Source organism: Bacillus sp. ISL-18 (genome assembly GCF_018613415.1).
Taxonomy (GTDB): Bacteria; Bacillota; Bacilli; order Bacillales; family Cytobacillaceae; genus Neobacillus.
In genome coordinates, this window is the sequence record NZ_JAGGQG010000004.1 from 48711 (window position 1) to 66983 (window position 18273).

The window sequence follows — 18273 nt, forward strand, 5'->3', positions numbered from 1 at the left end:
CGTTTTATAATTAAATGATAAATCAAATTTAGGAATAGTCAACGGAATTTTCTGAAGTTACTAAAATTGACATAAAGATTCTTCAACTAAATAAGCAGTGGTCCTCCTTTTAGGACCACTGCTTGTTCCATCAATCTTTTGTTAAGTTTACGTTTTTTTCTTTTTCCAGCTGGGCAATTCTTTCATCGATTGTACTGCTGAAGAAAGAACTCTTTACCTTCTGCTCTAAACGATCTAGATAGCCTTCAATCTCCTTAAATTTTGAGAAAGAAGGGCTAGCGGAAGAATCAGTTTCTAACACCTGCTTCATCTCCAAGTTAGCTCGGGTCACATTTTCTCTGCCCATTAACTCCATCCGGCGAATCTGCATATCCTTCACTCTTCGCTTCATCTCTTCATACTTTCTTTCCAATTCACCAAGCTGCTCGGTCACTTGGGTAAGTGAAGCTTGCAGACGCTGCCCCCGCTCATCGTAGTGCTGCTGCTCGGCGGCCGCAAATTGATAGAGGTCGGTTTCCCCAGCAATGGAGGCAATCTCCGCTTGATGCTTTCTCTTTTCAGCCAGTTTCATGGCCTCATTATATTCTTTTTCAAATTCTTCTCTTAATTTTACTTGCCGCCCCACTAGCTTTCCAACCTTCTCTGTTTCCTGCTCGCATTCGCGCAGGTACTGGTTGAGCATGGCAATCGGGTTCTGCTGTTCCTTTTTAGTCAGAGCCTCGTTTAAATCCGCAACAATAATGTCTTTGATTCTGGTTAATAAGTTTGTCATGTCAGTTCTCTCCCTTTTTTAAAAATTACTTTTTCATTTCGTTCCATTGATTTTCGAAGTTTACAAATGGATCCTTGTTTTTGGGTGCTTTTTTGCTCTTTTTCCATTCTTTATAGACAAGATACAGGACATAGGCAGCGGCCACTCCGATTAGAGCTGGGATGTGGTGGATGGTGGAAGATAGGACAATTAAGCCAATAATGACTAGACCAATCTTCCAAGCAATCGAATCGGTTTTAAGAAACTGTCTAAAAATAAAGTAAAGTAACACGAGACTTACCAACAAGCTGACAATCGGGCCAATCGAGTGAAGTAATATAAGAGCAGCCAGCCCGCCGGCTAAAATTAAACCAAATTTTTTCATGTTAATTCCTCCTTGGAATTGTTCATTTATTTGTTTCTTTATCTTGATATCATCTTACCTTTTTTCGTTCGTTGCCATAATTGCGCTAGAGCTTGATTTTTGTATCAGACTTAAGACGTAGGTGATATCAGACTTGATAAGTTGGGCTTGGAGGTAAATGAATTTTGCCCATGTAGGGTGAGGTTTGGTTGGAATGGGCACAATAATCTGTTTTTATTACCAGGTGAGTGATTTTCTGGGGAGAACAGGCACAATATGCTCACCGACATACCCTAGGTTGTTTCCTTTATACACAAAAACCCTACAAGCATTATGCTCGTAGGGCTAACGGTGTCAGGCACCATTAATATGGTGATTTTGCGCCTAGGTATCTAGTTTTCCAATAAGAAGAGGTCATATCAGAGATGACTACCCCTGTTGATGCTGCGCTGATGAATTTGTTGTTTCCTAAATAGATGCCAACATGGGATGGTCCGACTTTATAGGTTTCAAAAAAGACCAGATCCCCTACTCGTGGCGAACTGACTGGTGCTCCAGCATCCCATTGTGTGGCAGCTGTACGTGGTAAGGAGATTCCCACTTTATTAAATACATATACGGTAAAGCCACTGCAATCAAATCCTGCTGGCGTGTTTCCGGCCCATTTGTACGGAGAGCCGATATATTTTTTCGCTTCCGAAACCACTCCTTCTACAAGAGAAGTTGAAGCCACAGCCGGTTTTTGGGTTGCTTCCGCTGTTGGGGCAGCTGGTTGCTGTGGTGCCTGTGCTGTTGGGGCAGCTGGTTGCTGTGGTGCTTCCGGTGCTGGTGCTGGCTGTGTTACCTCTGCTTTTGGTGCCGCCGCTGGCTGCGTTACCTCCGCTTTTGGTGCTGGCGCTGGCTGTGTTACTTCCGCTTTTGGTGCTGGCGCTGGCTGTGTTACCTCCGCTTTTGGTGCCGCCGCTGGCTGCTCTGCTTCTGCTGCTGGTGCTGGCGCTGACTGCGTTACCTCCGCTTTCGGTGCCGCTGCTGGCTGCTCCGCTTCTGCAGCTGGTGCTGGCTGCGTTACTTCCGCTGCTGGTGTTGCCGGTTGTTGCGCCGCTTCCACTGTTGGTGTAGTTGTCTTAGCAGTTTCCACTGTTGTTTGCGGTGCCACTGTGGTTGTGTTAGTAACCTCACCACCACCACTAACGTTTAACGTCTGCCCAGCATAAATCATATCAGAGTTTAAATGATTGTTAGATTTAAGCTGAGGAACCGTTACATTAAAACGTGCTCCGATAACGGAAAGAGAGTCGCCTTTTTGAACGGTATAAGAAGAATCACTATGACTCGTTTCGGCTAATTTCAATTGCTGACCCATCCGAATCAAACTTGAAGTCATACCATTCAAGCGTTTTAGTTCACTTACCGTTGTACCATTATCTCTAGCAATCTCCCAAAGGGTATCACCTTTTTTTACTGTATAAGTAAGGGAGAGTTTTTGATTAATATAGATTGTATCACTAGAAAGAGCATTCCACTCTTTTAATTGATTAATAGACAAATGATTTGTATGAGCAATTTTCCAAAGGCTGTCTCCTGGACGGACCGTATACGCTGGTTCTTGTGCACTTGCTGAAGCTCCAAAAGCAGTGAGAACAAGCCCAGCGGTTGCAGCTGCTGTTACTAAATTTTTCTTCACTTTTTATACTTCCTACCTTCCTTTATTTACTTCAATAGACATATTAATGCAATTTCCGACAAATAACCATCCGACAAAAGTGGTAGTTTACTAGAGCAAAATACGTAAAAAGGTAGGACTTTTTATTAAGAAAACGTTTTTATTTAGCCAAAATAAAAGAGAAGTGCTGAACACTTCTCCCTGTAAAATCAACCATTATCAAGTTCGATTCCAGACGAAAACATCTCCCCCAGATACTCGGCATGCGCTAAATACTGCTCCACAAAATCCATTAAAGTGATCGGTATTCCGGTATCTTCTAACCAATAATCAAAACTGATCGCTATATTCTTTTTGATGATATCATTTTGGCTCCAGATGGGGGCAAGCGGATGATTTATACCAGTCAGAACCTCGGAAATCTCTTGGATGGTGGTAATTGACAACACCCCTTTTCAAAAAATGGAAACCTCTTGTATTTAATGTATGTAAGAAATGAAATTTAACTCACATGGAACAAACCTTAGGTACCTATTTTTAAAAAAGCCGATAAGTGGGTGAAAACCGCCGATATCCTCCCAAAAACCGCTAATAAAAGTTCATAAACCGCTGATATCTACCTAAAAACCGCCGATAAACCGACTTCCTTTTCGATGATATCTACCCAAAAACCCTGATATTCAATCTCTCCATACAAAAAACCCCGCAAGACTCACATCTTGCAGGGCCATTTCTTAGTTTTCTTGTTCTTCGCGTCGATTTTTCTTAAATAACTTCGATAAGATCTCATATACAATCGGTACTACGAACAACGTTAACAACGTCGAACTGATTAAACCACCAATTACCGTAATACCAAGACCTTTCGAGATCAAACCACCGCCGCCTGAGCCGAGTGCTAACGGAATTAACGCACCGACCGTAGCAATCGCAGTCATCAGGATCGGACGTAACCGAGTCGCTCCGGCTTCGAGAACCGCAGCACGCATTTTCAATCCATCTCGTTCCATATGGATAATCCGGTCGACGAGGACAATTGCATTCGTGACGACGATACCAATCAACATCAATAGACCCATCATCACCGAGACGGAAATCGTCTCACCGGCTATCAATAGACCGACAAACGAACCGATGACCGCGAACGGTAACGAGAACAGAATCGCAAACGGCGCGACCCCTTCACGGAAGGTTACTACAAGGATGAAGTAGACGATCGCAATCGCGGCTAACATCGCAGCACCAAGCTGTGTAAAGGTATCGGTCATATCCGCTTGGACTCCGGCAGTGCCGACCGTAACACCTTTTGGCAAATCAAGTTTATCGACTTTTTTCTTGAGACTATCGGTTGCCTTTTTAACATCCTTACCAAGAACCGTTCCGGACACACTTGCGTAGTATTCACCTTTACTGCGTGCCAGGGTATTTAACGTTGTTCCTTTTTCCACTTTTACAAGCTGTGAAAGCGGCACAGTCATACCCATCGCTGTTGGGACAGGAGTTTTTAACATTTCATCAATTGATGCCGGCTGTTTCGACTGTTCTTGCTGAACGATCACATCCAGAGATTCACCGTTTTTCTCAATCGTCGTTAACACATCCTGTGTCTTTGTCGGGTTCAACATCATTACGAGCTGACCAGTGGTTAACCCATATTTAATCAAATCATTCTGAGCTACTCTAAAGGTGTACTCCACATAAGGATCTTCTGCACTAGAAGTAACATCCTTAAGACCCTTATCCTTCTTCATCACTTTTTCAACCTGACCGACAGCTGCATAGAGTTTATCTAAGTTTTCACTGTAGAAAGTGTAGCTGACTTCATTGGAACCAACGGATGACGCACCCATATTTTGGCTCTTCCATGTACCCGATTGATCCAAATTTTTCACATATTTCTCAATTTTATCTTCTACCTTTGGGAAATTCTTGGTATCCGGATCAAAAATCAGGTACATTAATCCTCCGCCGCCGCTGCCGCCAAACATGGCAGTCGATGTATCTGCTTTATCCGTCACGGATAATTGAACGATATCAATATCATCACGTTTTAGCATCTTGTCTTCCACGTATTTCACGTTCGCTAAGGTCTCATCCTTTAACTCACCTGCTTTAGGCGTGTAGGTTAAATACATGACCTTGTCTTGTTCACTGCCCATAAAACTGAAGCCGATTAATGGCGTCAGCGCCAAACTTCCAGCCAATAACACCACCGCAATGACGGACGTGATGACCTTATGATTAAGAGCCTTTTCCAGCCCCCACTTATACCATTTCGCTAGCTCGCCGACTTCTTTATGACGTTTTCCTGTCTTTTCCCCATATAATTTTTTCTTAAATAAGGTATGTGACAGTACCGGTACAACCGTGATCGCAACGAGTAACGAAGCACCCAGCGCAAAGGTCATCGTTAGAGCAAACGGAGCAAACAACTCCCCGACCATTCCGCCGACAAAAATTAATGGCGCAAAGACCGCAACGGTTACTAATGTGGACGATAAGATTGGTTTAAACATCTCAATCGTCGCTTCGCGTACAAGCGCACGGCCAGTTAACTTCTCGTCTTTTAAATGCAAACGGCGATAAATATTTTCCACGACAACGATTGAGTCATCGATAACCCGGCCAATCGCTACCGTAATCGCTCCAAGAGTCATAACATTAAGCGTAATATCGAGCCAATGGAGAATCAGTAACGCCATGAAAATAGACACTGGAATCGAGATAATCGACGTAATCGTTGATTTAAAGCTTCGTAAAAACAATAAAATAATCAATACGGCAATAAAACCGCCAAAGACTGCTTTTTCCACCATGGTTGAGATGGATTCTTGAATTGGTTTACCTTGGTCAAGGGTCACATCAATGTGAAGTCCATCGATTTTTGCCTTTTGCTCTTTTACAAGATCCTTGACAGCGTTCACCACATCCACCGTATTGGCACGCTGCTCTTTCACGATTTGAATCGCGATCGCTTCTTTCCCATTTGTCCGGGAAACGGACTGCACTTTACCCACTGTGTCAATCTTTGCAATGTCACTTAACTTCACAAATGGGGATGGATGCGTTTTAGTCGGTGTGACAGGAATGATTGTATTTTTCAATTCATCCGCGGTCATATATTTGCCGTCAATGCTAACAGCCTGCTCCCCTTCTTTAAACTGATAAAGGCCTAAAGAAACCGCCATATTGCTGGCTTGAACCATTTGCTTGACCTTATCTTCCGTTAGACCAAATTCCTTCAACTTGGCTTGGTTATAGGTAAGGTCCACTTCATCGATATGCTGACCTGTAATCGTGGTAGACGCCACACCATCGATTTTTTCAATTTTTGGAACGAGGATATCTTCTACAGTTGAAGTTAAATCCACAATATTTTCTTTTGAACTGCTTACACTGAGAGCCACAACCGGCATCATATTCATACTGATGGCCGTAACCTTTGGTTCTTGTGCTCCATCTGGTAACTTCACGTCATCTAAAGCTGATTTCAAGGCACGTTTTGCCTCGTCCATGTCGATACCGTATTCATATTCGACCTGAATACTTGACATATTTGAATAGGAATTAGAATGGACTGATTTTACATGATCGAGACCTTCGGATGCTTTCTCGATCGGCATCGAAATATCTTCCATTACTTTTTCAGGAGTAGCTCCAGGATAAACACCTGTGACCATCAAGTATGGAATCGATATATTCGGGATGGTTTCCATATTCATTCGCGTACCTGAATAGATCCCAGATACCGTAACGATAATTGTCAGCAGCCAGACGGCCAGTTTATTTCTAAGGACAAAATTTGCTATACCTTTCACGGTTACACCTACCCTTGATTGACTTACTAAGCTCAAGTATTTATACTAATGACCAATCAGTCATTTGTCAATAAATGACGCTAGGAGCAGATGCAATGAAAAAACTACTAATTATGGAAAAAGCGCTTGAGCTTTTTGCAAAGCAAGGGTTTGAAGCGACTTCGGTCCAACAGATAACCGATCTTTGCGGCATTTCAAAAGGGGCCTTTTATCTAACCTTCAAATCGAAAGATGAATTAATTTTGGCATTGATTGAACATTTTATGAATCAAGTCATTTCGAATATTGACTACGCGGTCAGAAATACAAGCAAGGACGAGCTGCTCTATACCTTTTATTACACAACGTTCCATACTTCTTATCAGCACTCAGATTTCGCGCGATTATTGATGAAGGAACAGTCCCACAGCTTCAATCAGGACCTTCTGGTAAAATTTCAACATTACGACCGCATTCTCGAGAACACGATTTTAGTTATGCTCGACCAATTATATGAGGATCGGGTCAGTGAGACGAAATATGATTTAATGTATTGCATTAAAGGATTTATGAATACGTATTCCCAGTTATTTTTCTTTTATCATGTCCCGCTGGATTTGGAGCTTTTAGCCCAGTCGTTAGTGGAGAAGACGAACCTGTTAGCGCAGCATACAACGGTTCCGTTTATTTCGGAAGAACTGATGGAGATGGTTAAAACTCCGCTGAAGGAAGAGGTCAGCAAAGAACGGATTATCGATTTATTGGAGCAGAAAATTGGGGAAATGGATGAATCAGTGGAAAAGGAGTCACTGCTTTTACTCAAGCAGCAGCTGGTTGAGCCAACCTATAGTCCAGTCATTATCCGAGGGTTACTAGAGAATATCCGCAATCAGCCGCATTGTAAGTGGATCTCCTTTTTACTTCGGCGGTATTATGATTTTTAAAAAGCAGACACGCAACGTGTTCTGCTTTTTTTATGAAGTGACAAAACTAAACATTAAATTTCCTAAATCAACAAATTTCGTGTCTATAAAAAACTAAACAAACGTTTGATTAGAAAAGGCATGAAGCCTTGATATTGTTAAATTTCAATCCAAAATAACACAAAAAACTTGTCAAATCCCCACATCACTTCAAAAAAAAGGACAGAGTGCAATCTGCATCTCTGTCTCCTTCCTATCTTAAGCAGCTAAATTACTTTCATCTTTAATCTTATGCCCTTCCCATTTTGACACCACAACGGCTGCCAGGGAATTACCAACGATATTAACACAAGTACGTGCCATATCCAGGATACGGTCAATACCAGCGATAAACGCAAGGCCTTCAACAGGAATCCCAACACTTCCTAATGTCGCAAGAAGGACAACGAATGATACGCCCGGAACACCGGCAATACCTTTAGACGTTACCATCAAGACAAGCACTAACGTAATTTGGTGAGTAATACTCAAGTGAATTCCATACATTTGTGCAATGAACAAGGCCGCAATTGCTTGATAAAGCGTAGACCCGTCAAGGTTAAACGAATATCCAGTTGGAATAACGAAAGAAGTAATCGCTTTTGGACAACCGATCTTCTCCATTTTTTCCATAATCTTCGGAAGAACTGTTTCAGAGCTTGCGGTAGAATAGCCTAACAATAATTCGTCTTTTAGATAGGCGATGAACTTAAAGATATTGACTCCCGCAATTTTAGCGGTGATACCTAAAACAACTAAAATAAAGAAGATCATGGCTGCGTAAACGACGATTACTAATTTTCCTAATGGAATTAGTGAGGTTAGACCGAATTTAGAAACCGTCACGCCGATTAGGGCAAAAACACCAAGTGGTGCGAATTTCATAACCTGGTTGGTTACATAGAACATGGCATCGGCCGTACCTCTAAAGAAGTTGATAATTGGCGTACCTTTTTCGCCAATCGCTGCAAGACCAAGACCAAACATAACCGAGAAGAAAATAATGGCTAACATATCACCATTTGCTAATGACTGAATAATGTTCGTGGGAACAATATTAACGACGGTATCGACCATGGAATGAGTTTCCGTTGTTTTCGCTGTTTCCACATACGTATTGATATCTGTTTTTGTTAAATGGGAACGATCGACCCCAGTTCCAGGATGGAAGACATTTGCAAATAATAACCCTACGATAATGGCAATAGTGGTAATTATTTCGAAATATAGAATGGTTTTGCCGCCAAGTTTACCAAGCGATTTCATATCGCCAGTACCAGCAACCCCAACAATAATACTTGAGATAACAATTGGGACAACGATCATTTTAATTAAGCGAATAAAGATATTCCCAATTGGCTGCAGAAAATCAGCTACATGGGGATTTCCGTAAAAAATCGCACCTACAATAATACCCAGGGCTAGACCAATGAAAATTTGCCATGCAAGACTTATTCTTTTCATAAATTCTCTCCTTTTCCTTAAGTTAAAACTCATTACTATATTCACAAAAGTATAAATTAGATTTAATCAATATCATATCATGATACTACAATATAATTCTAGATATTTCTTTCGACATACACAACACTGAAAATAATGGCAGTTCCTAAATTTAAATTAAGTTTATTACTATTGTATTAGTGTAAATTGCCCAAAACTCGCGCTTTCGTTAAGTATTTTAGGATAATGCTCATGGTTTTATATTCCTGTATTGGGTTGCTTCACCACTAAAAGTGTACCCTATTAAGATTTGAATAAAACGGGAAGAAACGGTCAATGCTGTTACTAGAAAAAGAAAACACTTTTGGAGGCTGTACAAATGGGGAGAGATTTAGAAAGTATTTTTAGAGAGTTAACAATCGTGAAAACGAAGGAATTGGAAAATTGCAATCAAGAGCTTACGAATCCGGATTATAACAGCGTGGTCAAGAAAGCATTATTGGTTTATAAACACGGACTTTTAGAGAGTTTGGAAATGTACGACCTATATCTTGAAAAAAGAGATTCGCTCCTTATATAACAAAAGGCTCCTATTGTGGGAGCCTTTTTCGATTCCAGTTAATAATACATCCTCTCACTGCTGAATAATTATAGTTAAGGAGAGGGGAAATAAAATGGACAATCATGGTTTCATTCAATTTGTACTATATAAACTCATATCTCTTTCAGTCGAGCTGACATTACTTTATATCCTCGTCCTTTTGTGTGAATGGTTTGCGGTAAAAAAGGGATATAACATCTTTGAACGGTCCTTCTTAGTTACGCTCGTCACACTGCCAATCGTAACATTGATAATTTGGACAATTATTATCGCTAGATTTAAATTGTTTTAGAAAAAAAAATTGATATAAAATCAGCTTAAATATGCTAAAATCAGCTCCAAATTTCTCATTTGAGGCCCAAAAAGTGGCTTTTCACCCCAAAAACGCCTACAAATTCGAAAAAGTGGAATTCGAATTCCCCTGCAAAACCCGATATCGTAGAGATGCCAGAAAAGTCCGATTCGATAACAAATCTCTGCGGTTGAAAGGATGTTAGCACATGCTCCATTTAAAATCAGGTAAGATCGAGAAATTCGAACAGTATTCTCAATTTCGTACCCTACAGGAATTTAATCACCATATCGAGATGTGGCTGTTAGAACATAAGCAAGCTTTTTCAAAAGGAGAATTAATCGGTTTTAAAAGATTGGTACGATATGCCGCTAAAATCCCTGGGGTTTGCAATGCCAAGATCGGCACCGTCTTAAAATCCATCCACGAGGAATACCAAAACAACGGCATCTCCCGTTCAACCTTTAAGCGGATGATCTTGAAGGCCAAGGAATTAGGAATCCTAACTGTCTTTGAAACAGAAAGAAAAAATGGTTCACAAACCAGCAATCTATACCAATTTAATCGTTTTCCTTCAAATGAGCCACCTAAAGAAAAAACGATGGACCACCCTAAAGAAGCTAGTAATCTTTTAAAAACTGAAAAAGATCAAAAGATAAAAAAACGTATAGAAGAACCAGCAAAATTAGACCATACATATGTGAGCGATCGTGTTCCGCAGCCATTTGTCCAACTCGTTAAGTGCTTCTTTAATGATGCAAAGACCATCGAGGAGTATTGGAAAATGGCAAAAATCACTGCCTACCAAAACCTCTGGGAGAATGATCCTGAACTAATTCAAGATGTCGCCATTCAATCCTTTAAGCAGCTAATCAATAAGCTGAAGCTCAGCCGCAACATCCAAAATCCGTTCGCCTATTTTTATGGAATCTCTTACAATAAGTTTTGCAACCTTTTCCACAAAAAAATGCAGGGCGAGTACGAGTTGAATGATACGGAGGTAGTATTCAGGATTGTTTAACTTCTGGTCCAAACTTCTGATATTATTAGGAAGAGAATCTATCCATTTAATAGGAGTGGACATCATGAAAGCTTTTTTCTTCGACCTAGATGATACTTTATATGACCAGCTGCAGCCATTTCAAGCAGCTTATCATCGAGTGTTTTCAACCATTACCGATATTTCGATTCTAGCACTCTTTAAAAAAAGCAGAGAATACAGTGATAAAGTGTTTGGACTGACAGAATCAGGAGAAATGTCTTTAGAGAAGATGCACCAATACCGAATGATAAATGCTTTTAAAGACTTCGGTTATTCGATCTCGACCGATGAGGCTAATGCCTTTCAAAAAGAGTACAAAGATCACCAGTACAAAGTTTCGCTTATTCCGGAAATGAAGAATATCCTTCATTATTTAAACAAGAAGGACATTCCGATTTATGTCACCACCAATGGGCCTTCCCGCCACCAGCGGTTAAAGCTAGCTGCATTGAATCTTGCTGAGGTGATTCCCGAATCCAATTTCTTTATTTCCAGTGAAGTCGGTTTTGCTAAACCGCGAAAGGATTTCTTTGAGTATGTGAATCGAAAAACGAATACACATCCTGCCGATTCGTATATGGTGGGGGATTCTTTTGAGAATGACATTGCCGGGGCGGATCTTGCGGGTTGGAACTCTATTTGGATTAATCCCACGAACAAGCAAAAGACGATCGATTCGATTCAGCCCACTTATGAGATAAATTCCTATCCGCAACTTGAGGAACTTATTAAGTTATTATTTTAGGCTTATTTATAAATGATCGGTGATGTAGGGTTTGAGTCTAGTAAGATTATTGGTTCATTAGAGGGACTCTATTAGACAGAAACCGGTGGTCGACTTCTATTAGACAATACCGGCGCTCTACTTCACTTTTTGTCTATTAGAGGGACTCTATTAGACAATACCAGATGGTCGACTTCATTTTTTGTCCTTTAGACGGACTCTATTAGACAATACCAGGTGGTCGACTCATACTTTGTCCATTAGACGGACTCTATTAGACAATACCAGGTGGTCGACTTCATTTTTTGTCCATTAGACGATCTCTATTAGACCTACTCCTACCTCTAAATCCCCCAACACCTCCTCCCTAACCCTTCCTATATTTCCGACAATTTCCGATAAATTACAGCAACTATAATTAAAAAAATCAACAATTTTGACATAAATTTTTCCAATTCCAGTATTGCATTCGACAATATTTTTTGGTTAGATAGATATGGTATTGTAAGAATATTTTTCCTTCATGGAATTTTTGCGCTTTTATTACTAGTTTTATATTCTAGCATAGGCAGGTTAAATGAATGGTATTTGATGGCATCATTATTTCGTTTATTGTCGGTTTTCTTCGCAAAGGGAACTTAAGAGCACTTGCACAATTAAAGTTAAAGTGGGGATGGATTTTCCCTCTACTATTAGTTGTAGAATTGACTGTCTTTAAGCTTCAGAACAGCAATAAAATTCTAGGACAATGGAGCGGATCTATCTACATAATAGTCTATGTTTTAGGCCTCCTATTTCTATTTATAAACCGAAAAAATCGAGGATTTACGCTCATTCTAATTGGGGTATTTCTTAATTTTATTGTAATGATTCTAAACGGCGGACGAATGCCAGTATCGGTTCAAGCAGCCTCCATTTTGGATCCAAGCTATACCGAAGTACTAAAAAAAAGTTTATATGCTAAACATGCAATGTTAACATCTTCAACACATCTCGGATTTTTGGGAGATGTGATCCCTATCTCTAAACCCTATCCAAGGACACAAATCATCAGCATTGGCGATATCGTGATGAATATTGGAATCTTCCTTTTTATTCAGTACCTTATGGTTGGTCATCCACTGGTGAAAAAGGTCGTTGCTGCCTCCCTTTCCTTGAAAGGGGGTGAAAAGTGATGAAAAAAAATCAAAAACAAGGCATTAAATTAACTGGTATTCTTTATAATGCAATCATTATTGGTTGTGTTATTATTGCATTAACATCTGGCTATAAATTAGTATAAAAGTAGTACCATAAGGGGAAGTAAATAGTTATTTACTTCTCCTACATTATTTATATGAGAGTGATGAACATGCGCATTTTAAAAACACCTGCCAATACATATCTTTTCCTGATTTCAGCAATAGGCTTTTTGTCTTTTGCTTTTTTAATAAAACTTCCAGAATCCTCCCATTTGGATTTGATTATGATCCTTGCTCTAGCAGGATCAATACTACTACTTAATTACTACACTATTTTAATACCTCCAAAGGGCAACTCTCTTTCAATGGACTCGTCCATCTACTTAGCATGTCTTTTTATGTATGGACTAGATACAACTCTACTTGTTTTATTCATTTATTCATTCATTTTCTTTCTTTCACAGAGAAAGATTGCCTGGTGGAAACACCTGTTTAATTTCGCTGTCTATTCGTTAATGATTATCTGTGCCTATTATTCTTTTATATTTACAAGTGGATCTACTGGTTCAATCCGTCTTAATAACATCTTTCCCTATTTAATTTCTTTTTGTACCTATTTCGGCTTGAATCTTTTATTAGTTGGTATTTATTTTATAATGGCGGCTACCGTAAGCATCATTAACTATTTTAAGGAAATTGTAAAAGAGACCATTGCTACTTATTTTAGTACCCTTGTCCTTTCGTTAGTATTAGTTATTTTAATGAAACCTGATGAGTTATTCGGCCTATCGTTATTTACCTGTATCGCATTCTTATTATCATTAGCATTCAAACAGCATTTTAATTTATTTAAAGAAGTAACCGAAAAAGCAAATAAAGATTATTTAACCGGGTTGAATAACCATGGTTATTTTAAAGAAATTCTAGCAAAGCTCGTAAAGGATGCACAAGACAATGATGAGTCACTAAGCGTAGCCATCCTCGATATTGATGATTTTAAAAAATACAATGACCTGTACGGACATATCCAAGGAGACCATCTTCTCCAGGAATTTGGGGCCCTCCTGCAAACGGAGGCTGACAAGGCCGATTATATTGTGGCCCGATATGGCGGTGAGGAATTTGCGATCGCCATGCCAAATACAGACCGGAATAAAGCTTATTCATTCATGAATGAGTTGAGAAAGAAAGCCAATGACACGTATTACAGCGGGGTTGAGCGTCTCCCCTACGGCTGTTTTTCCTTTTCCTGCGGGATTGCTGAATGCGAAAAAGAAACCTATAGTATTTCAGAACTTTTAAACAAAGCAGACCAAGCCATGTATGCAGGGAAAAACCAAGGAAAAAACCTAGTACAAATTTACAATGCGAATTCGGAATACACGGTCCATCATTCTTTGTTCCTTGAAAAAGAGCTAGAAGAAGCAGAATACCAACTGAAAATTTTCCTCTCAAAGGATGTTTATACCTATCGGCATAGTAAGCGCGTCTACCAATACGCCGTTGATTTTTCACGGATGCTGAACCTAAGTATTCACGAACGTAAAACCTTGATTCTTGGGGCTCTGGTTCATGATATTGGAAAAATTGAAATCCCACGGGAAATTTTAACGAAAAAGGGTAAGCTTGATCCTCACGAGTGGGAAATGATGAAAAAGCACGTGACTTTCGGAAAAGAGATTATTTCAACGAATAAGAAGTTGGAAGACTTGATTCCTTTGGTTGAACTTCATCATGAACGGTACGACGGTAAAGGCTATCCTTATGGATTAGCGGGAAAATCGATCCCAAAACTAGCACGGATCCTCTGTTTGATTGATTCCTTTGATGCGATGACCACTGAGCGTCCTTATCAAAAAACAAAAACGTTCCAAGAAGCCATCGTGGAATTACGCGAGTGTTCAGGGAAGCAATTTGATCCTCAGTTTATTGAGCCGTTTATTGAGATGATTAAGCAATTAGAAGATTCGGGAATAGAATTAGAAAAAGAATTGGCCGCGGTGCAATAGCTAATTTATGAAAAATAAACAAATCCTCTTCCGGAATGGTAGAGGATTTTCAAGTTAGTAGTATTGCCCCGTTGGCAGCCAATTGGCTGAATTACGAAAACAGAAGCACATTTCTGCCTATCATTCATTATGTATTTTCTTGAAATAGTAGGAGAATTTTTTACATTCATGTAACCTCTCGTTACTTTCGGATGGTACTTGTATATTTCTTGTCTATGAAAAAAGAGACACTAACTAAGATTACTAGTATGCCTAAACAAACAAAAATACTTAATCGGTTCTCTTCACTGAAGGCAAATGCCACACAGCTAATAATCAATGCCGCTGCCGTAAAGGCTGTCACATAAGGAAATCCCCAAACTCGAAAATGAGGCAGTTCCCGATATGTTTTACGAAGCTTGACCTGCGCCAAACAGATGGCAATCCACACCACCGAGACCGTAAAGCCTGGTATTGCCATCAGATACCCAAACACACGGTCTGGCGAAAAATACGCCACAAACGTTCCCCCAACAAGAACGATTGCACTCAGGATCACACTGTATAACGGCACCCCATTCTTCGCTACATATGAAAACTGTTTCGGTGCTTCCCCTTCTGCAGCTAAGGAATATAACATCCGCGTACAGCCATAGATTCCTGAGTTCGCCGCCGACAAAACAGCTGTAATGAGGACGAAGTTCATAATATGGGCAGAACCGGGAAATCCAACCGCAGATAACACTTGGACGAACGGACTATCCTGACTGCCGACTTCGTTCCATGGAATTAACCCACAAATGATCAGGATAGGGACTGTATAGAATATCACAATCCTCCATATCACTCCTTTAATCACCTTAGGCAATACCTTTTCGGCATCCTTTGTTTCGGTTAACGTCAATCCAATCAGTTCTGAACCACCATAAGAAAATATCACTATTAATAGGGCCGAGAACACGCCTGACCAGCCATGCGGAAAGAACCCCTGGTGCTGCGAATAGTTTTGCAGGTAGTGAGTTTCATTGCTTGGGATTACCCCAAATAAAATACCGGCACCTAGGATGATAAATAAAACAATCATCGTAATTTTAATACCAGCGAACCAAAATTCGAACTCACCGTACTTCTTAACATTCATAAAATTGATCGCTACAATAAAAATTGCGCTAATAAAACTTAATGACCATAATGACATCGAAGGAAACCAGTACTGCAGAAAGCTTCCTGCGGCGATTACCTCAATCACACAAACGGTGAGCCACATGAAACAATACAGCCACCCAATGATAAAGGAAACTCTAGCTCCAAATGCTAATCGAATAAATCCTTTCATATTCAGCCCAGGATAGGCAATCGCCATCTCGGCAATAGCACTCATGACAACAAGCAGCAATATGCCTGCGAAAAGATAGGAAAATATAACAGCTGGCCCCGCAATGGAGACCGTTTCAGAAGTTCCTTTAAATATACCTGTGCCAATCGCTCCCCCGATGGCCATCAAACGGATATGCCGTGGCAATAATCTTTTTTGTAATTCCAAAATAGTATCCTCCTATTAAATAGCGCCGCTCATTTACCGCGATGGGTAGCTAGGCAGTCCCTCGAGCAATGACAAACACCCAATAAATACAAAAAGCCCCTACTGATCAAATCAGTAGGGACGACTTTTATCGCGGTACCACCCTAGTTGCAGACGAAGTCTGCCTCTCGACTTTGTTAACGGTTCATTGACCGTCTTTCCCTTATAAAGGTCCTCTTTACTTCGAGAAAGATGCTCTGGGACTGAAGTTCATCCTTATCTTTGTACTGATTCGCACCTTCCATCAGCTCTCTAAAAACAGTGAGATAAGCACTACTAATATTCCCTTCATTGCTCAATTATGTAAATTTTAAAGAAGTAGTTCCAAATTTCAAGTATGTTCTGTATTATAGAATTTGAATTATTATTCTGTCAATACTTTTTCTAAATACTATTTTAGGAAAGATTTTTATCAACATCTCTTATAGCTTACTACTAAAAAAGGTGTTAAAATAAATCAAATTCAACGAGAAGGAGCACATGCATGCAACAAAAAATATCATTTTCAACCTACGCCATCATTGGGACAATGCTATTCGGAATGTTCTTTGGCGCTGGAAATTTAATCTTCCCTATCCAGATGGGACAGCTTGCTGGGACACACTTTTGGCCAGCATTAATCGGATTCCTCGTAACAGCCATTGGCTTGCCGTTTATGGGTATTTTAGCGTTCGGTCTATCTGGGAGTAATGGACTGCGCGACTTAGCGGGACGCGTCCATCCACTATTTGGAGTCGTCTTCGCCATGGCACTTTACTTAACGATTGGACCATTCTTCGCGATTCCACGGACCGCTACGGTACCTTTCGTAGTTGGTTTTGAACCATTTATTAATCCAGCGCACACAAGTTTATATCTAGGACTCTTTAGCTTCGTATTTTTTGCCATTGTTTATTATTTCTCATTAAATCCTGCAAAAATCATTGACTATATCGGCAAATATTTAACACCGGCATTTTTAGTATTTTTATTTGTTTTAATCGTTATTGCGATTGTTAAGCCGATGGGAAGCTTCGGAAAGCCAACTGGCGATTATAGCGGGCTAGCATTTATAACAGGCTTTAAAGAAGGCTATAACACCATGGATGCCCTCGCCTCCCTTGCTTTCGGTATTGTCGTCATCAATGCGATTAAGGGACAAGGCATCACCGATACGAAGGCGATTGCGAAGGCCACTTGGAAATCAGGTATTTTTGCAATGGCACTCATGATGTTGATTTACGGACTGATCACCTATATGGGGGCATCAAGCGTATCAGCAATCGGAACCTTCGATAATGGCGGTTTGATTTTTGCAGCAGTAGCTCAGCATTATTTCGGGTCCTTCGGGGCGATATTATTGGCGATTATTATCGTACTTGCTTGTATAAAAACGAGTATCGGATTGATTACCTCGTGCAGTGAATTTTTTAATGGTGTTTTTCCAAAAGTAAGCTACAAAATGTTTGTGCTGGTCCTAAGCCTTTTATCGTTTATCATCGCGAACTTCGGCTTAAATAATATCATTCAATTCGCGGTACCGGTGTTAATGTTACTGTATCCTTTAGCGATTGTTTTGATCTTATTGGCTCTTTTCTCACCACTATTTGGCCATAAACAAAGTGTGTATGCCGTTTCTATGTTTTTAACTTTTTGCGTAAGTTTCTTCGACGGATACAGCACGTTAGTCGGCAGCTTACCTGGCGCAACGGTCCCGGTATTCGAATCAATAAAAACGTTCTATATGAATAACTTACCGTTCAATGATATTGGGCTTGGCTGGATTTTACCGGCTGCAGTTGGCGCATTTATCGGTTATTTTTGGCCGGCAGGGACTAAAAAAGTCGTTATGAATTAAGATAGGCATAAAGCGTCTCAATTCTTGAAGTTGAAATTTATAGTTT

The 18273-nt window shown here is 40.1% G+C and carries 14 protein-coding genes, 2 pseudogenes and 1 other annotated feature; of the genes and pseudogenes, 8 read left to right on the forward strand and 8 right to left on the reverse strand.

Annotated elements, in window-relative coordinates:
- Nucleotides 1-130: 130 nt before the first annotated feature.
- The 6 genes and pseudogenes from J7E81_RS07795 to J7E81_RS07815 form a co-directional block, all read right to left on the reverse strand.
- Complete coding sequence (locus tag J7E81_RS07795; protein WP_215041595.1) at nucleotides 131-772, reverse strand: PspA/IM30 family protein; 642 nt, start codon at nucleotides 770-772, stop codon at nucleotides 131-133.
- Between the two features lie 25 nt (nucleotides 773-797).
- Nucleotides 798-1136: a lmo0954 family membrane protein gene (locus J7E81_RS07800; protein WP_215041596.1), complete on the reverse strand. Its 339-nt coding sequence runs from the start codon at nucleotides 1134-1136 to the stop codon at nucleotides 798-800.
- Nucleotides 1137-1479: 343 nt separating this feature from the next.
- Nucleotides 1480-1734, reverse strand: a pseudogene (locus J7E81_RS31295) (C40 family peptidase); the annotation flags it as partial.
- A pseudogene (locus J7E81_RS31300) lies at nucleotides 1728-1815 on the reverse strand (NlpC/P60 family protein); the annotation flags it as partial. The pseudogenes J7E81_RS31295 and J7E81_RS31300, both read right to left, overlap by 7 nt.
- 1172 nt (nucleotides 1816-2987) lie before the next feature.
- Nucleotides 2988-3224, reverse strand: coding sequence for a hypothetical protein (locus J7E81_RS07810; RefSeq protein WP_215041598.1), 237 nt, complete (start codon nucleotides 3222-3224; stop codon nucleotides 2988-2990).
- A 288-nt stretch (nucleotides 3225-3512) separates the two neighbouring features.
- The gene (locus tag J7E81_RS07815; RefSeq protein WP_215041599.1) at nucleotides 3513-6596 is read right to left on the reverse strand and encodes an efflux RND transporter permease subunit; all 3084 of its coding nucleotides are present in this window, start codon (nucleotides 6594-6596) and stop codon (nucleotides 3513-3515) included.
- A gap of 95 nt (nucleotides 6597-6691) precedes the next feature.
- Here J7E81_RS07815 and J7E81_RS07820 point away from each other — a divergent pair, with 95 nt between their 5' ends.
- Complete coding sequence (locus tag J7E81_RS07820; protein WP_215041600.1) at nucleotides 6692-7519, forward strand: TetR/AcrR family transcriptional regulator; 828 nt, start codon at nucleotides 6692-6694, stop codon at nucleotides 7517-7519.
- Between the two features lie 237 nt (nucleotides 7520-7756).
- On the opposite strand, the gene J7E81_RS07825 is transcribed toward J7E81_RS07820, so the two are convergent.
- The gene (locus J7E81_RS07825) at nucleotides 7757-9001 is read right to left on the reverse strand and encodes a cation:dicarboxylate symporter family transporter (protein WP_215041601.1); all 1245 of its coding nucleotides are present in this window, start codon (nucleotides 8999-9001) and stop codon (nucleotides 7757-7759) included.
- A 358-nt stretch (nucleotides 9002-9359) separates the two neighbouring features.
- Here J7E81_RS07825 and J7E81_RS07830 point away from each other — a divergent pair, with 358 nt between their 5' ends.
- The 6 genes from J7E81_RS07830 (at nucleotide 9360) to J7E81_RS07855 (ending at nucleotide 14829) form a co-directional block, all read left to right on the forward strand.
- On the forward strand, nucleotides 9360-9560 hold the full coding sequence (locus J7E81_RS07830; RefSeq protein WP_215041602.1) for a hypothetical protein: 201 nt from the start codon (nucleotides 9360-9362) through the stop codon (nucleotides 9558-9560).
- Nucleotides 9561-9654: 94 nt separating this feature from the next.
- Nucleotides 9655-9873 carry a hypothetical protein gene (locus J7E81_RS07835; RefSeq protein ID WP_215041603.1) on the forward strand — a complete coding sequence of 73 codons (219 nt, stop codon included), beginning with the start codon at nucleotides 9655-9657 and terminating at the stop codon, nucleotides 9871-9873.
- 208 nt (nucleotides 9874-10081) lie between these two features.
- Nucleotides 10082-10894: a GNAT family N-acetyltransferase gene (locus tag J7E81_RS07840; protein ID WP_215041604.1), complete on the forward strand. Its 813-nt coding sequence runs from the start codon at nucleotides 10082-10084 to the stop codon at nucleotides 10892-10894.
- Between the two features lie 64 nt (nucleotides 10895-10958).
- Nucleotides 10959-11660, forward strand: a complete 702-nt coding sequence (locus J7E81_RS07845; RefSeq protein WP_215041605.1) for an HAD family hydrolase — start codon at nucleotides 10959-10961, stop codon at nucleotides 11658-11660.
- Between the two features lie 560 nt (nucleotides 11661-12220).
- Nucleotides 12221-12814: a DUF5317 domain-containing protein gene (locus J7E81_RS07850; protein WP_215041606.1), complete on the forward strand. Its 594-nt coding sequence runs from the start codon at nucleotides 12221-12223 to the stop codon at nucleotides 12812-12814.
- A gap of 176 nt (nucleotides 12815-12990) precedes the next feature.
- On the forward strand, nucleotides 12991-14829 hold the full coding sequence (locus tag J7E81_RS07855; protein WP_215041607.1) for a diguanylate cyclase: 1839 nt from the start codon (nucleotides 12991-12993) through the stop codon (nucleotides 14827-14829).
- A gap of 181 nt (nucleotides 14830-15010) precedes the next feature.
- Here the strand turns inward: J7E81_RS07855 and J7E81_RS07860 are convergent, their stop codons facing one another.
- The gene (locus J7E81_RS07860) at nucleotides 15011-16309 is read right to left on the reverse strand and encodes an amino acid permease (protein ID WP_215041743.1); all 1299 of its coding nucleotides are present in this window, start codon (nucleotides 16307-16309) and stop codon (nucleotides 15011-15013) included.
- A 155-nt stretch (nucleotides 16310-16464) separates the two neighbouring features.
- Nucleotides 16465-16691: a binding site (T-box leader), on the reverse strand.
- A gap of 183 nt (nucleotides 16692-16874) precedes the next feature.
- On the opposite strand from J7E81_RS07860, the gene brnQ reads away from it, so the two are divergent.
- Nucleotides 16875-18227, forward strand: coding sequence for a branched-chain amino acid transport system II carrier protein (gene brnQ, locus J7E81_RS07865; protein ID WP_215041608.1), 1353 nt, complete (start codon nucleotides 16875-16877; stop codon nucleotides 18225-18227).
- Nucleotides 18228-18273: the final 46 nt, after the last annotated feature.